Below are 21,591 nucleotides of genomic sequence, written 5' to 3'. Positions count from 1 at the left end.
TGTGATCGCAGATGTGTATAGGTGCCCGTGCGGATAGAGCGCGTAGGACTGGAACACCATCGCGAGGTTCCGGTCGGACGGATCGACATCGGTGACATCCCGCCCGCCGATGGACACGCTGCCCTGGGTGGGCGATTCCAGCCCGGCGATGATGCGCAGAAGGGTGGACTTTCCGCAGCCCGACATGCCCACCAGCGACAGGAACTCGCCGGGCTGCACGGTGAGATCGATCCCCTTCAGGACGTCGTCGCCGCCGAACCGTTTGCCGATGCCTGAAAGCGCGAGAGATTGAGATGTCATGCGTGGCTCCATTCAGGAGCGCGTATGCATCCCCGCCCATGACACGTTCACGACAATGCCGGGGCGAAGCGCGCGAAAGATTCCGCGCCCTTGCAGGCTCCGGTTGTGAGGGCCGACGCTGGCGGGCTCGGGCCGGCGGATGTGTCCCGCCCGATCCCGCGCAGGCTCCGACAAACCCCAGACCTCCGCCTCAGGGCTGCAAGGCGCGCTGCACCAGTACCGTATCGACATGCTGCACGAACCGGACGATCTGTCCGCCCCGCACCGTCCAGGCATGGACGAAAGGCGCGCGGAAGCTCTTGCCGGTCGCCTTGTAGGTGCCGCTGTAATGGCCGAGCGCGATCACCTCGTCGCCTTCGCTGACATAGCGATCGGGCACGGCCTGATAGCCTGCCCATTCCGTTGCGAGACGGATGAAGACGCCGTCCACGATGGCCTGCGGCCCGTGAAACGTGCCGGCATAGGGATAGCCCTCCGCCTCCGTCCATTCGATGTCGGGCGCCATGCCGGCCAGCACGGCCGGCAGGTCGGCGGAGGCGAAGCCGGCGTAAAGGCGCTGGATCGTGTCGAGAGGGCTCATCGGATGGTCCTTTCCTTGGCTGACGATGGTCCCCGTTCTCGCGGACCTCATCCGGAAAGGCGTTCGCGGGACGGCGCGCGGGCGTTCGATGACAACGAACACGATGCGACCTGACAGGTCGCGCCCGCCCGACCCGGTTCAGAAGCGCCAGTCGATCGGGCTCGCCGGCCGGTAGCGGCAGTAGCTCCCCGTGCCGACCGAGGCGGCGAGATGGCGACCCAGCGCCGGACACAGGGTCTCGATCTCCGCGATGGCGGCGCGCAGCGTCCTCGTGACGTTGACGCGCATCCGCTCGTCCGGCGAGCCGAGGCGGCGCGTGCGCCCGCCGAGCCCCGCGCTTGTGGAAAGTTCCCGCGAGACGCTCTCGTGCTCGCGGCGCACCCGCTCGCGTTGCTCGTCGCTCAGCGCATCCTCGTCGGCCGCGAGCAAGCGTTCGAGGGCGGCGAGACGCTTGCGATAGGCCGCGATCGCCTCGCGGTCGAGCACTGGCTCGCCGCGCCCGGTCTCGCGCGGCTCGCCATCGGCTAAAGCCGCCAGATCCCCGGCGGCGATGTCGGCTTCGGGCGACTGGAGGAGGTGCTTGAGCTGGCGCAGGCCCTTGCTGTCGGGCAGCAGAGCCTGCGTCCCATCCAGCCCGACGACCCACACGCCGTCCTGCCGCCGGAACAGGCCGACAGGGTGGAGAGGCGTTTCGAGCTGCCTCAGAAGACCGGCGGCGGCTTCGCGCGCCGCGCCGTCCTGCAACCGCTCGGCCACGGCTTCGGCCTCCAAGGCCAAGGCCTTCGCCTCGTCCCGCCCGGTCCCGGCCGCGACGCGAATGCGCGCGCAGTCGGCGAGAAGACGGGCCAGCGAGCCGTGCACGTCGCCCAGGCGCGACAGCCCGACGCGCCGGCACAGGGCCAGCGCCTCGTCATAGAGCGGCAGGGCGTCCAGCGCCTGCCCGCGATGCTCCAGAACATGCGCGAGGCTCTGATGGCCGATCATGCGCACCACGAGGCTGCCCTCCCGCTGCGTGGCGATCACCGTCCGGTAGCGGTCGGCGGCGCGCTCCCAATCGCCCGAACGCTCGAAGCCGAAACCGACATTCCAGGCCGCGAAGCCCTGGCCCCAGCGGTCCTCGGGACAATGCGCGATCAGCGCCGCGCCCTCGCGCGCCCGCGCCAGCCCCGCCTCGGCCTCGCCGCCCATGATGTCGCATTCGCCGCGCAGGCACAGGAGATAGCCGCGCAGATGATCGGCGCCGGGATCGTTGAGACCCACGAGATGGGCGAGCCCCCGATCGAGTTCGCGCGCGGCGGCCGCCCAATCGCCCGTGTCATGCGCTTCGAGGAAGCCGATGCCGAACTGCGCCGCCGCCAGAAGCGCTGCTGGAGCGCCGTCGGCCTTCTCCAGCGCGGCGCGCAGCCAGCCGATGCCCTCGCGATGCCGGCTCGCCGTCCACCAGAACAGGGTGAGCGCGGCGGCAGTCTGGAGCGCCTCCACGCCGCAGCCGGCCTCCAGCAGCGTGCCGAGCGCAGCGTGAAAATTTTCGACCTCCGCCTGGAGCCGGGGAAGCCAGTGATCCTCGGGCACGAAATCGGCCGCGCGCGCCTCCAGGGCCAAAGCCGAGAAATGCGCGGCATGAGCCCGCTTGACCTCCTCGAACTCGCCGGCCTGCGTGGCCAGAGCCATTGCGAAGAGCCGCACCGTGTGAAGCAGCCGGTAGCGCGCGGCCCCGCGCAAACCGGGGCGACGGCCCCAAGCGCAAAGCCGGCGGGGAAGGCCGCCAGCCGGCGCAGAAGAAGACGGGCGCGCGGTGAGAGAAGCGCGTGGCTCCATTGCATCGTGGCGGTCAGATTGGCCTGACGCGCCGGCACGGGGCCGCGCCGCTGGAGAATGTCCAGCCCCTCCGTCAATTGCGCGGCGATCTCATCGAGCGGCAGGACGCCCACCCAGCCCGCCGCGAGTTCGATCGCCAGCGGCAGCCCGTCCATCGCCCGGCAGATCGCCTTTGCTGCGTCCGACGCCCCGCCCTGCAGGGCAAGCTCCGGCGCGCGGCGGCTCGCCCGCGACAGAAAGAGATCGAGTGCGGCGGCCTCGTCCAGCATCGGCAGGCGCAGTTGCACCTCGCCGGCATAGCCCAGCGGCGTTCGGCTGGTGGCGATGACGCAAAGGTTTTTCGTGCCCTGCAGAAGCGCGTCGATCAGCGCGGCGGCGTCCTCGGCCACATGCTCGCAATTGTCGAGAACCAGCACCAGCTCGGTGTCGCACAACCAGCCGACGATCGCCTCTCGATAAGGCCGGCCACCGGTCTGCGGCATGTCCACGGCGGCGGCCACCGCGCCGAGCACGGCCCCCTCGCCCGACAAGCCGTCGAGGCGCACCAGCGCGGTGCGGCGCGCGTCCGTCTCGCCCCTCCCCCCCAGCCATTCCAGCACCAGCCGCGTCTTGCCGACCCCGCCGGGGCCGGTGACGGTGACGAGGGCCGGCGAGCGGGCGAGCGCACCGAGTTCGCCTAAAGCGTCGAGGCGGCCGACAAAGGCGTCGCGGGCGGGCGTCATGCCGAGCGCGCTGTCGCGGGCTGGCCGGGGACGCCGAACGAACCCACGCGGCGCAGGCAACCCTGCCCGGCGGGACCAGGGCGCGATCGTCTCGCTCGGAGGGTTCCGTTCCCGGCTCTCGAGCAGGCGACCGGGCTTTCATTCCCCATGCCGAACCCTTCTCCTGACACGCACACGAACGCAGACGCTCGATAGTCTCACGAGACGCGCTTTTATCAAAAGTCTTGAGCCGGCAAAATGCTTTCCGTCTCAACCTCTGAGCGTATTTTATGTGTTCGCAGGAAGCGGGAGAGATGCTGGATGCGTTGGTGCCCGATATCCCGCGCACCGCCGATCTCCTGTCCGAGATTTCACCCGCGGGCCGCGAGCAGTCTGTCGGCATCGACCAGCTCCATCAGTCGATCCAGCAGATCGATCAGGTGACCCAATCGAACTCGGGCGCGGCCAACGAGATGGCGGCGGCCACCCGGCATCCCGCCGAAGCCGCCCGCCTCGAACAAAGCGCCGGTTTCGTCAGGTGTGGAGCGCTTAGTCGCGAACCGGCGCGTGCGCCGAGCCCTGGGCTGTGACGGATCGCTCGATGCGCTCGCGGTCCAAGACGCCGGAGCGGCGCAGCTCGGCCTTCAGCTTGTCGATCGGCGGTGCGTAGAGGAAGCCGAAGGACACGCAATGGTCGCGACCCTCCACTGCGTGATGGAGCCGATGGGCCTGCACGAGCCGCTTGGCATAGCCCCGGTGGGGGATGTAGCGGAACGGCCAGCGCTGGTGGACGAGCCCGTCATGGGCGACGAAGTAGAGAAGCCCGTACAGCGTGATACCCCAGGAGATCGCCAGGATGATCGGCGACAGGAAATGGCCGACGAAGAAGAGGCCGACCGCGAACAGGCTGAAGATCACGGCGTAAAGGTCGTTCTTCTCGAAGAATCCCTCGGTTTCCTCGTGATGGGACTTGTGCCAGCCCCAGCCGCTGTCGCCATGCATGACGAACTTGTGCGCCGCCCAGGCAAATCCTTCCATCGCGGCCACGGTGGCGAGAACGATCACGGCATAAAGAAGCAGGTCGAGAGTCATGGCGGCTCGGCTCTGGGATCCATGGGCAGGCAGTACCCTGATCCGAGAACATATGGCAGGCATCCTTCCATGCGCCAAGCGGCCGCCGCGCGCCCGATCCGCGCATGCCCGGGCGCGAGGGGAGCGCCCTCGGGCGCAAATGGCGCGAAAGCTCCTGAAGCACCTCGTGCGAGCCGGATCGGTTTTCGCGTCTGGACGATACGAGAACCATCGGCACCATGGTGAAGGCGAACGATGCGGCCCCGGCCGCCGCCATTCGCCGTCATCTGCCGCACGGTTTCGAGAGCATCGAGCCCTTCGTCCGGCCGGTGATGGACAAGATCCCGGAACCGGGGGCAGCCCCATCGCGGCACGGGCGACGGGCGTCAGGCGAGCGGGGGAATGAGGTTCGAGGTTTCGGCCGGCGTCATCCCGGCCGGTCCGCCGTGACACGCCCATGCGACAGGCATCAGGGACCGAGCGTTCTCTCGCCCTCCAGCGCCTCGCGCACCCAATCCAGCCGCGCGGCCGGGACGAGGCCGTAATTGTAGAAGTTGAGCCCGTCCACGCCCGCCTCGCAGGCCGCCTCGACGCGGGCCGTGAGATCCCCGGCGCTCGCCATTTCGGGATAGAACAGGCGATAGCCGATGCCCATAAACCGGTCCGGCCCGACCAGCTCGCGGCCGAACCGGGCGAGGTCGGCGACCGCTTGCGGCGTGCGGTCATAGGCGCAGAGAAGCAGGCCGTCGAGAAGCCGGGCGGCTTCGCGCAGATCGACGCCGCCCGCCCAGGCTTCGGGCAGATCGATCAGCACGATCTTGGTGGCGGGGTCGGCGGCCTCCGCGATCTCGGCGAGAAGGCTGGTGACGGGCTCGGTGCGCCAGAGCAGGAACTCGTAGAGCGCCGGCCAGGGCTGGAACGCCTCGACGCCCCGTTCGGCGAAGTCCGGCAGCTGCGTCTGCGGCACGGCGCGCTCGCAGGCTTCCGCGATGAAGCGCTGCGCGGCGCGGCGCGCGCCCACACTATCGACGCCCGCCCGCGAGGCCCGCACTTCGCAATGGCGGCAGAAGCAGACCGACAGCAGGAACTCCTCTTCCGGCAGAAGTCCGACGCCATCCTTCTCGTGGTGATAGCCATGGGCGAAGCCCATGAAATTCGGGCTTTCCAACTCCAGCCTGTCGGGCTGATAACCACTCGTGATGTCGCGCACCAGCGTCGTGACATAGCGCCGGGCGGCGGGGCTCGACGGGCAAAGGGCGTAGAGGTTCGGATCGCCGAAGGCCGTGCGCGTGACCTCGCCGGGATGCAGCATCCCGAGCCGCGTGTTGTGGAGGCAGACGGTCCAGGCCGAGACGGCGGGCCCGCCCTGCTCGCGCGCCTCGCACAGGGCGGCCAGCATGTCGCCGCCTTCCTCCAGATTGCGCGCCACGAGCGGGCGGATCGGCGCGCCCTCCCAGAGCATCGGGTCCGGCCGGTAATAGACCGTTCCGTCCTCGGGGAAGTAGGCCTTGCGGCGCGGGCTGCGCGGCTGGAGAAAGCGCCCCGCGTGATAGGAGGTGGCAAGGCTCACCATGTCGAGCCCGGCGCGCTCCGTCACATCCCGCAGAAAGGCCGGCAGACCGACATCCTGAATGTCCCAGGGGTAGGTCCAGATCGAGCGCTGCATGATGGCCTCTCTTCTCAGCCGAAACGGAGCGCCAACGCGCCGGCCACCCCTCCGTCCTCGCCGAGTTCATAGAGAAGAGCGTGGCGGTCGAGGCAAGTGCAGGGATGCGACAGGCCGAAGGCGATGACGTCTCCCGCTCGGAGGTCGCTGCCTGCGCTCAAGCTGACGAACGCGTGCTGGTCGTTCAGGCGCAGGACGCTCGCCCCGTCAGCGCCCTCGCTCGGGCTCCCGTCGCGAAAGGCCTGGAGCGGAATGGGCAGGCCCTGGTCGATCGCGACATCGCGCAGGCCCATGCCGCAGATGGCAAGGCCCGGCTCGGGAACGGAAAGAACCTCGGCCCAGACGCGCAAGGCCGGCTTGAACCCCTCGGAGGCCGAGACCGGCTCGCCGCCGACCACGAGGCCCCGGCGCTCGTCCAAGGCCGCCATGCCGCGCTCGTAGATGCCGTGATCGTGGAAGAAGATCGCGCCGCTGCGCAGGATGAGCTGCGTCGCCGGATCGTCGGCCAGCACATCGCGAAGGCCCGCAATCACGAGATCGAAGAAGACCGACCCGCCCGCCGTCAGGATCAAGGAGCGCGCGGGGCCGACCGCGCGGCGCAGGCTGCGATGAAAGGCCGAGGTTACCGCCATCAGCGCCTCGATGCGCGCGCGCGTTTCGGCCGGATCAGTGGTCGCCGCCGCGCCCTCGTAAGCGCCGGTTCCGGTGACGCGCAGGCGTGGGCTCTCGGCTTCCAGCGCGGCGCGCAGCACCGCTTCGGCCGCTTCCACCGTGCGCAGGCCCGCGCGCCCGAGGCCGAGTTCCACGAGAAGGCCGAGCACCGGCAGATCGTCCCGCTCGCCCCAGGCGGCGGCGTAATGCGCGACGAGATCGGCCGAATCCACGAAGACATGGATTTCGGCGTCGGGGTGACCGGCCAGCAGCGCGGCCAGACGCCGGGCGGCGGCCGCGCCGCCGATCTCGTTGGCAAGGATCAGGCGCTTCAGGCCGGCCTTCAGCATGACGGAGGCCTGACGGATATCGGCGACCGTCGTGCCCCAGGCTCCGGCCTCCACCAAGCGGCGAGCCAAGTCCGGCGACATGGGCGTCTTGGCATGAGGGGCGATCGCAGCGCCGGCCTCGCTGACGGCGCGCATCATCAGCGCCGCATTGCCGGCGAAGGCGGCGCGGTCGAGCGAGATCAGGGGCAGCGCCATCGCGCCGTCCTGCGGGTGCCAGCCCTGCGCGCCGATGGCCGACAGCGGCAGCGGCGCATGGCCAGGCGGGAAGCCGCGCATACGATCGTCGACGGTCAGGTCCGTGTCGAAGGGCAGAAGCTGGCTCATGCGGAAGTCCTGTCGGAAAAGGCCGAGCGATCGAGGCCCAGCCGGTAGGTCCGGTTCGCGGTGTCGAAGAAGAGGGCGGCCTGCTCGTCCATCGTCAGATCGGCCGCGATGGTGCGGAAGGCCTCATAGATCGCGTCGAACGAGGCATGAAGGCCGGTGACGGGAAAGTCGCTGGCGAACATGGCGCGCTCGGCCCCGAAACAATCGATGCCATGGCGGATCACCATGCGCAGGCTGTCCAGCGTCCATTGGGGATCGTAGGCGACGGGGTCGGAGAGCTTCAGGCGCACATTCGGCTGATGGCCCAGTTCGCGCAGGCCCTCGGCCCACAGGCGCATCCCGTCCGCGCTGCGATCGGCCGGGCTGCCGCAATGGTTGAGGATGAAGAGCGTATCGGGGAAGTCCGCGACGAGGCGCTGCGCCTCCGCCATTTGCGGGGGATAGAGCATCAGGTCGAAGCTGAGGCCGAGCCGGGTCACAGCCTTCAGGCCGCGCCGCCAAGCGGGATCGCTCATCAGGCCGGGGCGCAGGGCGAAGCGTTTGGCAGGGTCGGCGTCCCAACTCACGATGTCCCGGATGCCAACAACGCGCGGGCGCGCGGCTTCCGCCTCCAGACGGGCCTCCGCGTCCGGGTGGGCCAGCGGCACACGGGCGACGAGGCGGCGCGCGACGCGCGTGTCGGCCTGCCCCTCCAGCCAGAGCGTTTCGCCCAGCGGATCGTCGTCCCGCCAGCCAGCCTCGACATGAACGGTCGCGACGATGTTCTGCCTGTTGGAGTCCCTCTGATAGTCCGACGGGAGATAGTCGCGCCTGAGAGCCTCGATCGAGCCGAACACCATCTCCTCGGCTTCGGGACGCACCCCCAGCCAGGGATGGCGTTTCAACGAGAGGTCCCAGAGATGATGATGCGGGTCGATCACCGGCCCGGCATAGCGGCTCATCGGCGCGCCTCGCGGCCCGAGATCAGAAGCAGGGCGAGGATCAGCGAGCCGAACATGATCGAGCGCCAGCCGGGCGAGGCGTTGACGACGGTGATGAGCGCCGTCGTCGTCACCAGAAGGATCGCGCCGGGGATGGTGCCGGCATAGGTGCCGCGCCCCCCTAAGATCGACGTGCCCCCGAGCACCACGGCCGCGATGGAGGTGAGGAGATAGGGCTCGCCGATCCCGGCATAGCCCTGCCGGTTCATGCCGAGCAGAAGGATGCCGGCGAGCCCCGAGAAGAAGCCGGACGCGGCATACAGGCGAAGGCTGGCGCGCTCGACGCCGAGCCCCGTGAGCTTGGCGGCCACGGGGTTCGCGCCGATCGCCAGAAGCCGCGCGCCGAAGGGCGTGCGATGGATCACGAGAAGGATCGCGGCCGAGACGATCACCCAGAGGATCACGCCCGCCGGCAGGCCGAGGGGCCGCGCCGAGCCGAGCCAGATCACGGCCGGGTTCGAGACCGAAACCGCGCTGCCGCCCGCCACGATGATGAGGAGGCCTTGAAGAAAGGTCGCCATGGCGAGCGTCATGATGATGGGCGGCACGCGTAGGTAAGCCGCGCCCGCGCCGTTGAGACAGCCGATGCCGGTCGCGAGCGCGAGCGTGGCGCCGAGGCCGACGAGGCCGGTCGGGTCGGCGGCGGGCGAGAGCATCGGCAGGAGGATGGCCGAGACGGTGATAACAGCGCCGACCGACAGGTCGATGCCGCCGGCGATCACCACCAGCGTCTGCCCGGCGGCGGCGATGCCGATGGCGGCGCTGAGTTCGAGAAGATAGCGAAGATGCCCCCAGCTTCCGAAGCCCCGGAGCGTCAGACCCGCACCACACCAGACGAGGGCGACGAGCGCGAAGGTGAGAAGCCAGGGCTGAGCGATCAGGCGCGGCAGGCGGGAGGAGGTCATGCGGCGCGCCTCCGGGCGAGGAATTCGGGCACCGCGACGGCCCCGACGATGATGAGCCCCTGCGCCACATATTGCGCGACGGGCGGAAAGCCGAGAAAGAACATGACGTTGATCATCACGGTCAGAAGCAGGCTGCCGGCGAGCGCGCCGCGCATCGTGCCGCGCCCGCCCAGGAACCCGACGCCGCCGAGCACCGCGCCGGCAATCGAATTCAGCGTCATCGGCGTGCCGATCACCGGATCGCCCGAGCCGGTCTGCGCGGCCACGAAGAGCCCGGCGAGCGCCGTGAGAAGGCCCGACAGCGCGAAGGCCGCGATGCGCACCCGCTCCACCGGCACGCCGGAGCGATAGGCCCCCAGCGGATTGTCGCCCGCCGCATAGAGGCCGAGACCGAGAGGCGTCGCCAGAAAGAGCTTCCAGCCGGCGACGACGAGAAGCAGGAGGACGAAGGCGGTCGGCTGGTGGCCGGCCAGCGCGTCGGAGAACCAGGCGGGAATGAAGCCGCCAGGGCGCGGCAGGACGAGAAGCGCGACGCCGCCGACGATGAAGGAGCCGGCCAGCGTCACGATGATCGCCGGCAGGCGGAACAGGGCGACGATGGAGCCGAACAGAGCGCCGACGCCGAGCCCGGTGAGCGCCACGGCAAGGATCGACCCGAGGGCCCCGAGCGGGCCGCCCATCGTGGTCGCGGCGATGACGGCCCCGAGGCTGACCAGCGGCCCGATGGCGAGCGAGATGCCGCCATTCAGCATGAGCAGGGCCTGCGCCATGGTGACAAGCGCGAGCGGCAGCCAGTTCTGCGTGAACTTGGAAAAGCCGGACAGGCCGAGAACGCCGGGAAAGAGCCAGATATAGACGAGCAGAAGGGCGGCCACGAGCAGGTAGAGCCCGCCGAGGCCCCGATTGCGGCCGCGCTGGACGGCGCGATAGAGCGAGGGGCTGGCCATCACGCGGCTTCCTTTCCGGCTAGCCCCAAGGCCGCGCCGACGATCGCCTCTTCCGTGATCGCCCCGCGTTGAAGCGTGCCGGCGACGCGCCCTTCGCGGAAGACGAAGACGCGGTCGCAGAGATGGACGAGTTCGGGCGTGTCGGAGGACAGGAGCACGACCAGCGTTCCCGCTGCCGCAAGGTCTCGCAGCATCCGGTAGATTTCGCGCTTGGTGTCGAGATCGACGCCGCGCGTCGGGTCGTTCAGGAGAAGGATCGAGGGCTGGAGCGGCAGCCATTTGGCGAGCGCCACCTTCTGCTGATTGCCGCCCGACAGCGCCTGAACCGGCCGCGCCGGGTCGCCCTTGATGCCCAAGCGCCGGGCGAGTTCCGCCACGAGGCCGCTTTCGGCCGCCCGGTCGCGCAGCCCGGAGCGGGCGAGGCGCGGGATGGAGGGCAGCGTCAGATTGGTGGCGATGGAATGCGTGAGCACGAGGCTTTCGCGTTTGCGATCGGCCGGGACATAGGCAAGGCCCAGCCGGTTGGCCGCTTCGACGCTGCCGGGCAACGCGGTGCCGCCCGCCAGCGACACGGCGCGCGCCCTGGCGGGGATCGCGCCATAGAGCCCTTGCAGGAAGTCTTCCTGCCCCTGCCCGACCAGTCCGCCGATGCCCACGACCTCGCCGCGCCGTCCCTCGAAATCGACCTCGCGCGCCGCGCCCGCCGAAAAGCCTTCCAGCCGGATCAGCCCCTCGCCGGGCGAGGGCTCCCAGGCGGGAAACAGATGCTCGGCCTCGCGCCCGACCATGAGCTTCACCAGCGCGTCCGGCGCGACGCCCCGAAGCGAGCGGTCGGCCGTCACCACGCCGTCCCTCAGGATGGTGACATGGGAGCAGAGCGCCATGATCTCGTTGAGGCGGTGCGAGATGTAGAGAAGCGCCAACCCTTCGCCCGCAAGGCGCAGGACGAGATCGGCGAGGATGCCGGCCTCGTGCGCGGAGAGCGAGGAGGTCGGCTCGTCGAGGATCAGAACGCGGGGCCGGCGGAACAGCGCCTTGGCGATCTCCACCATCTGCCGGCGGCCGAGCGGCAGCGCGCCGACCGGGGTTTCAAGCGGCTCGTCGATGCCGACCATCCGGCAGACGCGCTCCACGCCTTGCCCCAGCGCGCGGTAGTCCACGAGGCCGAAGCGCCGGGGATAGGCGCCCAGGCCGATATTCTCGGCGATGGAGAGTTCCGCCGTCAGGCTCAGTTCCTGCTGAACCACGGCGATGCCGGCCTTGCGCGCGGCTCCCGGCGAGAAGCCGGAGACGGGCCGCCCGTCCAGCACGATCTCGCCCTGATCCGGCGCGAGCGCGCCCGACAGGAGATTGATCAGCGTCGATTTGCCCGCGCCGTTCTCGCCGAGCAGCGCATGGACGCGGCCGGGCCGAAGGGCGATGTCGACGCCCTTCAGAACCGGATTGCCGAAGAAGCCGCGATGAACGCCGCGCGCCGCGAGCAGCGCCGGGCCGTCGTATCTGTCTGTGCCGTCCATCGCGCGCCTCCCCGCTTCGCTTCGGTTTTACTGCGCCAGAAGCTTGTCGAAGAGCGCCTTGTCATAGGCCGAGTAGATATAGCCATCGGCGGGGAACTCGCTGGCGCGCGCGAGATAGGTGTCGATGGTGGAGTCGTCGATCACCGGCAGCGGCACCTTGACGAAGGCGGGCACCGGCTTGCCGTCCAGCGCCTGAACCGCCGTATAGACGGCGAGCGCGCCGAGCCAGTTGGGCTGCATGGTGGCCCAGCCGTTGATGCCCTTTTCCTTCCAAAGCTCCAGGAACTGGCGGGCGTTCTCGCCGGTCGTCGGCACGGGCTCGCGGCCCTGCCGGTCGAAGGCCAGAAGCGCGCCCGCCGACAAAGCGCCGCCGAGCGAAAGGACGCCGTCGATCTCCGGGTTGGCGAAGAGAAGGCTCGTCATCGCCTCCTGCGCCGGGGCGACGTTGTATTCGGTGTTGGTCTCGGTGATGACCTCCAGCCCCTTGTTGGCGTCGAGCACGGGCTGCGCGCCCTTGCGCCGGTCATCGCTGACCGAGACGCCCGCCGGGCCGTTCATGATGATGATTTTCCCCTTGCCGCCGAGCTGATCCACCATCCATTGCGCGGCCTTGGAGCCCCATTCGTTGGAATCGGTGTTGATCTTGGCGGTCACCTTGTCCGTATCGACGAGGCTGTCGAAGTTCACCACCGCGATGCCCTTGTCGCAGGCGTCCGAAATCACGCGGTCGAGCGCGGTGGAGGAGCCGGCGATCACGACGATCGCGTCCACATTGGCGTCAATCATGGACTGGATCTGCTGGATTTGCGTCTGGGCGTTGCCCTGCGCGTCCGTCACCATCAGGTCCTTGACGCGCCCGTCCTTCTTGAGCGCCTCGACCTCGGCCGTGATCGTGCCTTCGGTCTGCTTCATCCAGGTCGGCACGGAATAGATGTTCGCCCAGCCGACCGTATAAGGCGCCTTGCGGTCGCCCTTGATGCAGTTGGCGGCGGCCTCGGCTCCGCCGGCCCCGAGGAGCGTTGCGCAGAGGCCGAGACACGTGACGGCCGCGCTGAGGGCGAGGCGGCGGGAAATCGGGGATGGCACTGTCATGAACGTCTCCACGGGGTCGTGATGAGATCTGCACGAGAAGCTGCTTGACAACGTTATCATCCGGGAGCCAGTTATGACAACGTTGTCACGATGAAAAATATGGCTCGCCTAATTTCTGGTCATTCGACCGGATCGGCAGCGCCGACCCAAGCTGTCTGCCCGGCACTCCCACACCCACACCCACTCCCAGAGACGAACCCATGATCCAGCGTTTTCAAAAAGGCTCGCGCATGTCGCAGGCCGTCGCCTATGGCGGCATGGTGCATATAGCCGGCCAGGTGGCCGATACCCGTAAGGGCACGATCGAGGTGCAGACGCGCGAAGTGCTCGCCAAGATCGAGGCGCTGCTGGCGGAAGCGGGCAGCGACACGTCCAAGCTCGTCGCGGTCAATGTCTTCCTGCCCCACATCAGTGATTTCGACGCGATGAACGTCATCTACGACGCCTGGGTCGACAGGGACGAGCCGCCGGCCCGCGCCTGCACGGAAGCCCGGCTCGCCGATCCCGACCTGCGCGTCGAGATGACCGCGATCGCAGCTCTCTGATCCCCTCTTTCGGCCGGGTGGGCGCGGCGCGCGCTCTCCGGCGGAGGCTTTCATGCACACCGGTCTCTTTCATTCGATCGATTTCGAGCGGGACGGCAAGCACCTGTCCCATCTCGGCATTCCCTTTTCGGTCGATCGCTCGCCCTACTATCAGGTGAAAATCCCCATCTGCCGCATCCGCAACGGATCCGGCCCGCGCGTTCTCCTCATGGCCGGCAACCATGGCGACGAATACGAGGGCGAAATCTGCCTGACGCGGCTCGTGCGCCGGATCGAGCCCGATAGGATCCGGGGCGAACTCACGATCCTGCCCTTCGCCAACCATCCGGCGGTCATGGCCGCGCGCCGCCGCTCGCCGCTGGACGAGGGCAATCTCAACCGCGCCTTCCCCGGCGACCCCGCGGGCACGCCGACCTTCCGCATGGCGCATTTCCTGGAAAGCGAGCTCTTCCCCCGGCATGACGTGGTGGTGGACCTCCATTCGGGCGGCACCTCCATGGAGCATCTGCCCTGCGCTCTGATCGAGCGGCAAGGCCCCCCTGAGCGCTTTGCCCGCGCTCTGGAGCTGATGAAGGCCATGGGCCTTGCCTATGGGTTCGTCGCCGAGAACGGCGCGAGCGCCCCAACCTCCATGGCCGGCGCGGCGCGGGCCGGCGCCATTGGCCTCTCCGGCGAGTTCGGCGGCGGGGGCACGGCGACGCGCGACAGCGTGCGGGGCACCGAGCGCGCGCTCGACAATCTCCTCCTGAAACTCGGCATGGTGGAAACGCCGCCCTTCGGCACCGACCCGAGCGCCTTCGAGACCATGACGATCCTCGCGCTGGAAAGCCACGAACAGGCGATCTTCGCCACGCATCGCGGCTGGTTCGAGCCGGCGGTCGCACTCGGCGACCGTGTGGAGCCGGGCGATCTCGCCGGCTGGTATCATGATTTCGAGCGCATCGAGCGGCCGGAAGAGGAACTGCGCTTTCAGCGCGGCGGCATCGTCCTGTCGCGGCGGCTCCACACCGATTGCCGATCGGGCGATTGTCTGATCCAAGTGGCTCGCATCGTCGGCGAGGCCGGCTGAGATTTCAACGAGGACGTGCGACCCTTCATGACGGACGCGGCATCGGCCCCGACGGGCCAGCGGGAGAATCTGCCCCTCCCCTCCTACGACGAGGTCGTTCGCGTTCGCTCCGCCGCCAAACCCGCGCCCGACAAAGCTCGGGCCGCGCTCATCGCCCGCCCGCCGCGCATCGAGGATGTCGCGCGCGAGGCGGGCGTTTCGCCCATCACCGTCTCGCGCGCGCTGCGCTCGCCCGGCCTCGTGTCGCCCGCGACGCTGGAGCGCGTGCGCATTGTCGTGGAAAAGACGGGCTATGTCTCCAACCCGCACGCCTCGGCCCTGCGCTCGGGCCGCTCCAGCGTGGTGGCGGCCTTCGTCTCCAATCTCGTCAGCCAGCAATATCACGAGGCGGCGGACGCCTGCGGCGAGGTGTTGGAGGCGGCGGGCTATCAGCTGATGATCGGCCAGACCTCCTATTCCTACGCGCGCGAAACGGCGGCGGTGCATTCGCTGCGCGCGCTGAAGCCCGCGGCCGTCTTCTTCACAGGCGTCGTGGAGCTCGAAGACAACCGGAATTTTCTGCGCGATCTCGGCGTGCCCGTGGTGGAAAGCTGGGCCTTCCCGCGCGATCCCATCGACATGCTGGTCGGCATTTCCAACACGGATGGCGGGCGCATGGCGGCCGAGCATCTCGTCTCGCGCGGGCGTCGCCGCCTCGCCTTCGTCGGGCGCAGCGGCGGGCGCGGGCGGCTGCGGCTGAAAGGGTTCGAGGCGCGCGCAAGCGAACTCGGCGCCGAGATCGTGGTGATCCGCGAGGTCGAGCATGTGCGCTCCATGTCGGAGGGGCATGTCGTCCTGCGCGAACTCGTGGCCTCCGACAGGAAGGCCGACGCCGTGTTCTTCGCCAACGACCTGCTGGCCATCGGCGCGCTTCTGGAAGCACGCCGCCTCGGGCTCACCGTGCCCGACGATCTCGCCATCCTCGGCATGGGCGACAGCGAATTCGCCGCCCAGATGACCCCCTCCCTCTCCACCATCGCCATCGACGGCGCGGCCATCGGCCGCCGCGCGGGCGAGCTTCTGGCCGACCGCCTGCTGGAGCGCTCAGCCCAAGCGGTGTCGGAGCATGTGCCGCTGCGCCTCGTGGCGCGAGACAGCAGCTAGCCGAGCCGCTTTGTCGAAGGCGTCGTAGCCCTCGCTGAAGTCGGGGCGAGATGCCGGCGTCGAGATGCCGAATGATCTCGCCGTGTCCCGATTGGCGCGCGCCCCCCGAAGCTCGCATCCTCGACGGCGATCGACCACCCCCTCATGCGCGCCGGATGCCGGGCTCGCCGAAGGGGCAGGCGCAACCCAGAGAGCGGATACTACGACCAGCTCCCGCCGCGCTGCTCCAGCCGTGACGCCTGCCTTGGCTCAGGACGCCTCCGGCTCCGCCGCTTGCGCGCGCAGGAACTCGATGATCGCGGAAAAATCCCGCCCCCCGCCGCCCGCCGCGCCGAAGGCCTCGAAGAGATCGCGCGCGGCCGAGCCGAGCGGGGTCGGGGCGGCGCTCGCCTCGGCCGCTTGCGTGGCGAGCCGGAGATCCTTCAGCATCAGGGCGGTGGCGAAGCCCGGCGCATAGTCGCGATTGGCCGGCGAGGCCGGCACCGGGCCGGGCACGGGGCAATAGGTGTTCACCGACCAGCATTGGCCGGACGAGGTGGACAGGACATCGAAAAGCGCCTGCCGGTCGAGCCCCAGGCGCTCGCCGAGCAGAAAGGCTTCCGCCGCCCCGATCATGGAAATGCCGAGCAGCATGTTGTTGCAGAGCTTGGCCGCCTGCCCCGCGCCGGGGCCGCCGCAGGGGATCAACCGCCCGGCCATGGGCTGAAGAAGCGGGCGCGCCGCCTCGATCGCGGCCCCCTCGCCGCCGAGCATGAAGCTCAGCGTGCCGGCCTCCGCGCCACTCGTCCCGCCCGAAACGGGCGCGTCTACCGTCAGGCAGTGCGGCAGGAGCGCATGGGCGGCGCGGGCGCTTTCGACATCGATCGTGGAAGAATCCACGACGACGACGCCCTCCCCGACGAGACCGGCCAGTTCTCGCCAGACCTCCAGCACCAGCGCGCCGCTCGGCAGCATGGTGACGATGGCGTCCGCCCCCTCGACCGCCTCGCGAAGCGTCGCCGCCGGCTGGATGCCGCGCTCGGCGGCGCGGGCCACAGCCTCGGGCACGGCGTCGAAACCCCGGACGACATGGCCCGCCTTCGCGAGATTGGCGGCCATCGGGCCACCCATATTGCCGAGGCCGATAAAGGCGAAGAGGGTCATCTCAATCTCCTGTGGAGGGGAAGAGCGAGGGATGGGGGCGCAGCGAGGCGACAAGCGCGGGCGCATCGACCTCGGCGAGCGTCGCCGGTCGCCAGACGGGGTTGCGATCCTTGTCCACCACGGCGGCGCGCACACCCTCGTAGAAATCGTGGCCTTGGAGGATCGCGGCGTCGGCGGCGTATTCCCGGTCGAGGCAGGTTTCCAGATCGGGCGAGCGAAGCGCTTCCTGAAGGAGATGCAGCGTCAGAACGAGGCTGGTGGGCGACTTGGCGTCGAGAAGCGCCAGCGTTTCGGCCGAAAACTCCGAGCCATCCGCTCGAAGGGCCGACAGGATCGCGCTGATGTCGGCGCCCGCGAAAACCGCTTCGATCACGCCCGCATGATCGGCGAGCCGAGAAGAACCGGGATCGGCGGCATGGGCCGCCAGCGCCGCGTCGGCGGGGCGGCCGGCAGCGAGATCGGCGAGGAGCGCCGGGATGGCATCCGAGGGGATCATCGCGTCGGCCAACCCCGCCACGATCGCATCCGCCGCCCCGACCGATGCCCCCGTCAGCCCCAGCCAGAAGCCGAGCCGATGCGGCGCGCGCGACAGGGCGAATGTGCCGCCGACATCGGGAAAGTAGCCGATGCCGGTTTCGGGCATGGCAAAGCGCGTGCGCTCGGTGACGACGCGGTGGCTGCCATGCACCGACAGCCCGACGCCGCCGCCCATGCAGATGCCGTCCATCACGGCGACCCAGGGCTTGGGGCTCCGGGCGATGCGCGCGTTCAGCCGGTATTCCTCGGCCCAGAAGCCGAGCGCTTCCTCCGGCTGCGTCCGGCCGACGCGCCAGATCATCTTGATGTCGCCGCCCGCGCAGAGCGCCCGGCCCTCGCCGGTCAGCGCGACGGCGCGCACGCGGTCGTCCCCCTCGAACCGATCGAGCGCCGCCGCGATGGCGCGGATCATGCCGAGATCGAGACTGTTCAGCGCCTCCGGCCTGTCGAGATGAATGCGCCCGAGCGCACCGTCCACCTCGGCGCGGACGAACGGGCTCGTCATGCCCCGGCCTCCGGGTCGGACGGGGCGGCTTCGTCCGCCGGCGCATGGAACCGCGCCGGGCGCTTTTCCACGAAGGCCGCCATGCCCTCGCGCTGGTCCGGCGTGCCAAACAGGCGGTGGAACACGGCGCGCTCATAGCGGATGCCCTCGGCCAGCGGCAGTTCCTCGGCCTTCGCCACCGCTTCGCGCGCCAGCCGCACCGCCCCGCGCGAATAGGAGGCGATCTCGGCCGCCGCCGCCATGGCCGTGGGCACGACCTCCTCGTCCGGCACGACGCGCGCCACCAGCCCGGCGCGCAGCGCCTCGTCGGCGCGCATGGTGCGGCCGGTCAGATGCAGGTCCATCGCGAGCGAGCGGCCGATCAGCCGCGTCATGCGCTGCGTGCCGCCCATGCCGGCGATGACGCCGAGCTTCACCTCCGGCTGGCCGAAGCGCGCGCCCTCGCCCGCAATGGCGAAGTCGCACATCATCACCACCTCGCAGCCCCCGCCCAGCGCATAGCCGTTGACGGCCGCGATCTTGGGGATGCGGCAGGCGGCGAAGCGATCCCAGATCGCGAAGAAATCGGCCTCCACCATCTCCTCGGCGCTCTTGCCGGCCATCTCGGCGATGTCGGCCCCGGCGGCGAAGGCCTTGGGCGAGCCGGTCAGGACCATCGCGCCGATCGTGCGATCCCGGTCCAGCGCTTCGGTGGCGGCGACGAGTTCCTCGGCCAGCGCCAGGTTCAGCGCGTTGAGCTGCGCCGGGCGGTTGAGGCGCACGAGGGCGACGCGGCCTTCCCGCGTGATGTCGATGAGATCAGCCATGGAATATCCCTTCAAAGCGCGCGGGCGATCACGAGGCGCTGCACCTCGCTGGTGCCCTCGTAGATCTGGCAGATGCGGGCATCGCGATAAATGCGCTCGACGGGATAGTCGGCGAGATAGCCATAGCCGCCATGCACCTGGATCGCGGCCGAACACACGCGCTCCGCCATTTCGGAGGCGTAGAGCTTGGCCATGGACGCTTCCTGAAGGCAGGGGCGGCCCGCCTCCTTCAGCGCGGCGGCGTGGAGCGTCAGCTGCCGGGCGGCCTCGATCTCGGTCGCCATGTCGGCCAGGCGGAAGCCGACGCCCTGATGCTCCAGGATCGGCTTGCCGAAGCTCCGGCGCTCCTTGGCGTAGCTCGTCGCCGCCTCGAACGCGGCGCGCGCCATGCCCACGGCCTGCGCGGCGATGCCGATGCGCCCGCCCTCCAGATTGGCGAGCGCGATGCGATAGCCCTCGCCTTCCTCGCCCAGCCGGTTCTCGGCGGGCACACGCATATTCTCGAAGGCGAGCGCGCAGGTGTCCGAACTCTTGATGCCGAGCTTGTGCTCGACCGAGAGCACCTGATAGCCCGGCGTGTCGGTCGGCACGATAAAGGCCGAGATGCCCTTCTTGCCGGCCTCCGGGTCGGTCACGGCAAAGACGATCACCATCTGCCCGTTTTGGCCGGAGGTGATGAACTGCTTGGCGCCGTCGATCACGTAATGGTCGCCGTCCCGCCGGGCGCGCGTCTTCAGGGCAGAGGCGTCGGAGCCCGTGTGCGGCTCGGTCAGCGCGAAGCCGCCGATCCATTCGCCCGACGCGAGCTTCGGCAGAAAGCGCCGTTTCTGCTCGTCCGTGCCGAAGCGCAGGATCGGCACGCAGCCGACCGAGGAATGAACGGAAACGATGGTCGAACAGGCCCCGTCCGCCGCCGCGATCTCCTCCAGCGCGAGCGCATAGGCGACGGTTCCCGCATCCGAGCCGCCATACTCTTCGGGCACCAGCATCCCGAGAAAGCCGAGCGCGCCCATTTCGCGCAGTTCCTCGCGCGGGAAGGCGCTGTCGCGGTCGCGCGCGGCGGCGCCGGGAGCCAAGCGCTCCTGCGCGAAGTCGCGCACGGCATCGCGAATGTCTTCCTGTAGGTCCGTCAGCAGCATCAGTGCATCCTTTCGATCGCGACCGCCGTCGCCTCGCCGCCGCCGATGCAGAGGCTCGCCATGCCGCGCTCCAGGCCGTTCGCCTCCAGCGCGGCAAGCAGCGTCACCAGAATCCGCGCGCCCGACGCGCCGATCGGATGGCCGAGCGCGCAGGCCCCGCCGTTGACGTTCACCTTATCGGCCGGAAGGTCGAGGTCGCGCATGGCGGCGAGCGCCACCACGGCGAAGGCCTCGTTGATTTCGAAGAGATCGATCTCATCGAGCGCCAGCCCCGTACGCTCGCTCAAGCGACGCAGCGCGCCGACCGGCGCGGTGGCAAAGAGCGAAGGCTTGTCCGCGAAGCTCGCATGGCCGACGAGCCGCGCGCGGGGCGTCAGCCCGCGCCGCTCGGCCTCGCTCGCGCGCATCAGCACCAGCGCCGCCGCCCCGTCCGAGATGGAGGAGGCGTTGGCCGCCGTCACCGTGCCGCCCTCGCGGAAAGCGGGTTTGAGCGTCGGGATCTTCTCGGGGCGCGCCTTGCCCGGCTGCTCGTCGATCCGAACCTCTGTCTCCACCCGGCCCCTCTTGACCTGGACCGGCACGATCTCGGCCTCGAACCGCCCGCCCGCAATGGCGGCCTGTGCGCGCGACAGCGAAGCGAGCGCGTAGGCGTCCTGCACCTCGCGGGTGAACTGGTAGCTTTGCGCGCAATCCTCGGCGAAGGAGCCCATCAGGCGGCCCGGCTCGTAGGCGTCTTCCAGCCCGTCCAGAAACATGTGGTCGAGCATCTGGCCATGGCCCATGCGCTGGCCGGCGCGCGCCTTCGGCAGGAGATAAGGGGCGTTCGACATGCTCTCCATGCCGCCGGCCACCACCACATCGGCCGAGCCCGCGAGAAGCATGTCATGCGCCAGCATGGCGGCCTTCATGCCCGAGCCGCACATCTTGTTGAGCGTGGTCGCCCCCGCCCCCAGCGGCAGGCCGGCGGCGAGCGCCGCCTGCCGCGCGGGCGCCTGTCCCTGGCCGGCGGCCAGCACGCAGCCCATGACGATCTCGGACACGGCGTCCGGCTCCACCCCGCCCCGCTCCAGCGCGCCGGAAATGGCGGCCGCGCCGAGCATGGGGGCAGACAGGGCGGCAAGGTCGCCCATGAAGCCGCCCATCGGCGTACGGGCGGCCGAGACGATGACGACGGGATCGCGTTCGCTCATGGTTTTCTCCTTATCCCTCAACGCGGCGGCATGCGAATGGCGCCGTCGAGGCGGATCGTCTCGCCGTTCAGCATCGGGTTTTCGACGATATGGCGCACCAGCGCGGCATATTCGGATGGCTGCCCGAGGCGGGGCGGAAAGGGCACGGCGGCCCCCAGCGCCTCCTGCACATCCTTCGGCATTCCCGCCACCATCGGCGTCTCGAAAATGCCGGGCGCGATGGCCACGACGCGGATCGCGTGGCGCGCCAGATCGCGCGCGGCCGGCAGCGTCAGTGCCGCGACCCCGCCCTTGGAGGCGGCATAGGCGGCTTGCCCGATCTGCCCCTCGAAGGCGGCGACCGAGGCGGTGTTGACGATCACGCCGCGCTCGCCCGCCTCGCCCGGCTCCTGCCCCGCCATGGCGGAGGCGGCAAGGCGCAGCATGTTGAACGTGCCGGTCAGATTGATCGCGACGACGCGCGCGAAGGTGCCGAGATCGTGCGGCCCCTCGCGACCGACGATCCGCTCGCCCGGCGCGATGCCCGCGCAGTTCACTAAAACGTCGATCCGCCCGAAGGCCGCGAGCGCGGCCGCGATCGCCGCCTCCCCGTCCTCCGCGCTCGTCACATCG

22 protein-coding genes are annotated in these 21,591 nt (G+C 69.6%); 5 read left to right on the top strand and 17 right to left on the bottom strand.

All coding sequences use genetic code 11. The features are described 5' to 3' along the window. The 3 genes from NS365_RS21870 to NS365_RS21860 form a co-directional block, all read right to left on the bottom strand. On the bottom strand, nucleotides 1-300 hold a 300-nt coding region (locus tag NS365_RS21870; RefSeq protein ID WP_153003893.1), incomplete at its 3' end, for an ATP-binding cassette domain-containing protein. A 190-nt stretch (nucleotides 301-490) separates the two neighbouring features. Then, nucleotides 491-880, bottom strand: a complete 390-nt coding sequence (locus NS365_RS21865) for a nuclear transport factor 2 family protein (protein WP_058602418.1) — start codon at nucleotides 878-880, stop codon at nucleotides 491-493. A 138-nt stretch (nucleotides 881-1,018) separates the two neighbouring features. Beyond that, a complete protein-coding gene (locus NS365_RS21860; RefSeq protein ID WP_153003892.1) occupies nucleotides 1,019-2,551 on the bottom strand; it encodes a hypothetical protein in 1,533 nt (510 codons plus the stop codon). 137 nt (nucleotides 2,552-2,688) lie between these two features. Between NS365_RS21860 and NS365_RS24640 the strand changes: the two genes are divergently transcribed. Further along, a complete protein-coding gene (locus tag NS365_RS24640; protein ID WP_193753504.1) occupies nucleotides 2,689-3,378 on the top strand; it encodes a hypothetical protein in 690 nt (229 codons plus the stop codon). 335 nt (nucleotides 3,379-3,713) lie between these two features. Beyond that, nucleotides 3,714-3,989: a hypothetical protein gene (locus tag NS365_RS21850; protein WP_058602415.1), complete on the top strand. Its 276-nt coding sequence runs from the start codon at nucleotides 3,714-3,716 to the stop codon at nucleotides 3,987-3,989. On the opposite strand, the gene NS365_RS21845 is transcribed toward NS365_RS21850, so the two are convergent. The 8 genes from NS365_RS21845 to NS365_RS21810 form a co-directional block, all read right to left on the bottom strand. Beyond that, nucleotides 3,949-4,491 carry a sterol desaturase family protein gene (locus NS365_RS21845; protein WP_058602414.1) on the bottom strand — a complete coding sequence of 181 codons (543 nt, stop codon included), beginning with the start codon at nucleotides 4,489-4,491 and terminating at the stop codon, nucleotides 3,949-3,951. The two genes, NS365_RS21850 and NS365_RS21845, sit on opposite strands and share 41 nt — an antisense overlap. Before the next feature lie 448 nt (nucleotides 4,492-4,939). Further along, the gene (locus tag NS365_RS21840) at nucleotides 4,940-6,136 is read right to left on the bottom strand and encodes a hypothetical protein (RefSeq protein WP_058602413.1); all 1,197 of its coding nucleotides are present in this window, start codon (nucleotides 6,134-6,136) and stop codon (nucleotides 4,940-4,942) included. 14 nt (nucleotides 6,137-6,150) lie between these two features. Next, a complete protein-coding gene (locus NS365_RS21835; protein WP_058602412.1) occupies nucleotides 6,151-7,461 on the bottom strand; it encodes an alanine racemase in 1,311 nt (436 codons plus the stop codon). Next, on the bottom strand, nucleotides 7,458-8,402 hold the full coding sequence (locus NS365_RS21830) for an amidohydrolase family protein (protein WP_058602411.1): 945 nt from the start codon (nucleotides 8,400-8,402) through the stop codon (nucleotides 7,458-7,460). The genes NS365_RS21835 and NS365_RS21830 overlap by 4 nt, the downstream gene beginning before the upstream one ends. Next, nucleotides 8,399-9,346, bottom strand: a complete 948-nt coding sequence (locus NS365_RS21825; protein ID WP_058602410.1) for an ABC transporter permease — start codon at nucleotides 9,344-9,346, stop codon at nucleotides 8,399-8,401. Before NS365_RS21825 ends, NS365_RS21830 begins: the two co-directional genes overlap by 4 nt. Further along, entirely contained in the window at nucleotides 9,343-10,293 is a 951-nt protein-coding gene (locus tag NS365_RS21820) for an ABC transporter permease (protein ID WP_058602409.1), read from the bottom strand. Before NS365_RS21820 ends, NS365_RS21825 begins: the two co-directional genes overlap by 4 nt. After that, nucleotides 10,293-11,810, bottom strand: a complete 1,518-nt coding sequence (locus NS365_RS21815) for a sugar ABC transporter ATP-binding protein (RefSeq protein WP_058602408.1) — start codon at nucleotides 11,808-11,810, stop codon at nucleotides 10,293-10,295. Before NS365_RS21815 ends, NS365_RS21820 begins: the two co-directional genes overlap by 1 nt. 27 nt (nucleotides 11,811-11,837) lie before the next feature. After that, nucleotides 11,838-12,902: an ABC transporter substrate-binding protein gene (locus NS365_RS21810; RefSeq protein WP_058602407.1), complete on the bottom strand. Its 1,065-nt coding sequence runs from the start codon at nucleotides 12,900-12,902 to the stop codon at nucleotides 11,838-11,840. Nucleotides 12,903-13,102: 200 nt separating this feature from the next. Here NS365_RS21810 and NS365_RS21805 point away from each other — a divergent pair, with 200 nt between their 5' ends. The 3 genes from NS365_RS21805 to NS365_RS21795 are packed head-to-tail and all read left to right on the top strand — an operon-like array spanning nucleotide 13,103 to nucleotide 15,659. Further along, the gene (locus tag NS365_RS21805; protein WP_058602406.1) at nucleotides 13,103-13,447 is read left to right on the top strand and encodes a RidA family protein; all 345 of its coding nucleotides are present in this window, start codon (nucleotides 13,103-13,105) and stop codon (nucleotides 13,445-13,447) included. Nucleotides 13,448-13,499: 52 nt separating this feature from the next. Then, complete coding sequence (locus tag NS365_RS21800; RefSeq protein WP_058602405.1) at nucleotides 13,500-14,516, top strand: succinylglutamate desuccinylase/aspartoacylase family protein; 1,017 nt, start codon at nucleotides 13,500-13,502, stop codon at nucleotides 14,514-14,516. 27 nt (nucleotides 14,517-14,543) lie between these two features. Next, nucleotides 14,544-15,659 (top strand): LacI family DNA-binding transcriptional regulator, encoded by a 1,116-nt coding sequence (locus tag NS365_RS21795; RefSeq protein WP_058602404.1) that lies wholly within the window; start codon nucleotides 14,544-14,546, stop codon nucleotides 15,657-15,659. Between the two features lie 249 nt (nucleotides 15,660-15,908). Here the strand turns inward: NS365_RS21795 and mmsB are convergent, their stop codons facing one another. The 6 genes from mmsB to NS365_RS21765 all read right to left on the bottom strand — a co-directional run. Then, nucleotides 15,909-16,802, bottom strand: coding sequence for a 3-hydroxyisobutyrate dehydrogenase (mmsB, locus tag NS365_RS21790; RefSeq protein ID WP_058602403.1), 894 nt, complete (start codon nucleotides 16,800-16,802; stop codon nucleotides 15,909-15,911). 1 nt (nucleotide 16,803) lies between these two features. Continuing rightward, the gene (locus tag NS365_RS21785) at nucleotides 16,804-17,844 is read right to left on the bottom strand and encodes an enoyl-CoA hydratase/isomerase family protein (protein ID WP_058602402.1); all 1,041 of its coding nucleotides are present in this window, start codon (nucleotides 17,842-17,844) and stop codon (nucleotides 16,804-16,806) included. Beyond that, nucleotides 17,841-18,650 (bottom strand): enoyl-CoA hydratase-related protein, encoded by an 810-nt coding sequence (locus NS365_RS21780; protein WP_058602401.1) that lies wholly within the window; start codon nucleotides 18,648-18,650, stop codon nucleotides 17,841-17,843. The genes NS365_RS21785 and NS365_RS21780 overlap by 4 nt, the downstream gene beginning before the upstream one ends. 11 nt (nucleotides 18,651-18,661) lie before the next feature. Then, nucleotides 18,662-19,789, bottom strand: a complete 1,128-nt coding sequence (locus tag NS365_RS21775; RefSeq protein ID WP_058602400.1) for an acyl-CoA dehydrogenase family protein — start codon at nucleotides 19,787-19,789, stop codon at nucleotides 18,662-18,664. After that, nucleotides 19,789-20,979, bottom strand: coding sequence for an acetyl-CoA C-acyltransferase (locus tag NS365_RS21770; RefSeq protein ID WP_058602399.1), 1,191 nt, complete (start codon nucleotides 20,977-20,979; stop codon nucleotides 19,789-19,791). Before NS365_RS21770 ends, NS365_RS21775 begins: the two co-directional genes overlap by 1 nt. Nucleotides 20,980-20,996: 17 nt before the next feature. Next, nucleotides 20,997-21,591, bottom strand: a 595-nt coding sequence (locus NS365_RS21765; protein ID WP_058602398.1) for an SDR family NAD(P)-dependent oxidoreductase, incomplete at its 5' end; no start/stop codon positions are given.

It is taken from the genome of Aureimonas ureilytica (assembly GCF_001475935.1).
Taxonomy (GTDB): Bacteria; Pseudomonadota; Alphaproteobacteria; order Rhizobiales; family Rhizobiaceae; genus Aureimonas; species Aureimonas ureilytica_A.
The sequence above is the reverse complement of the archived record's forward strand: the minus strand, read 5'-3'. Positions and strand labels throughout refer to the sequence as shown.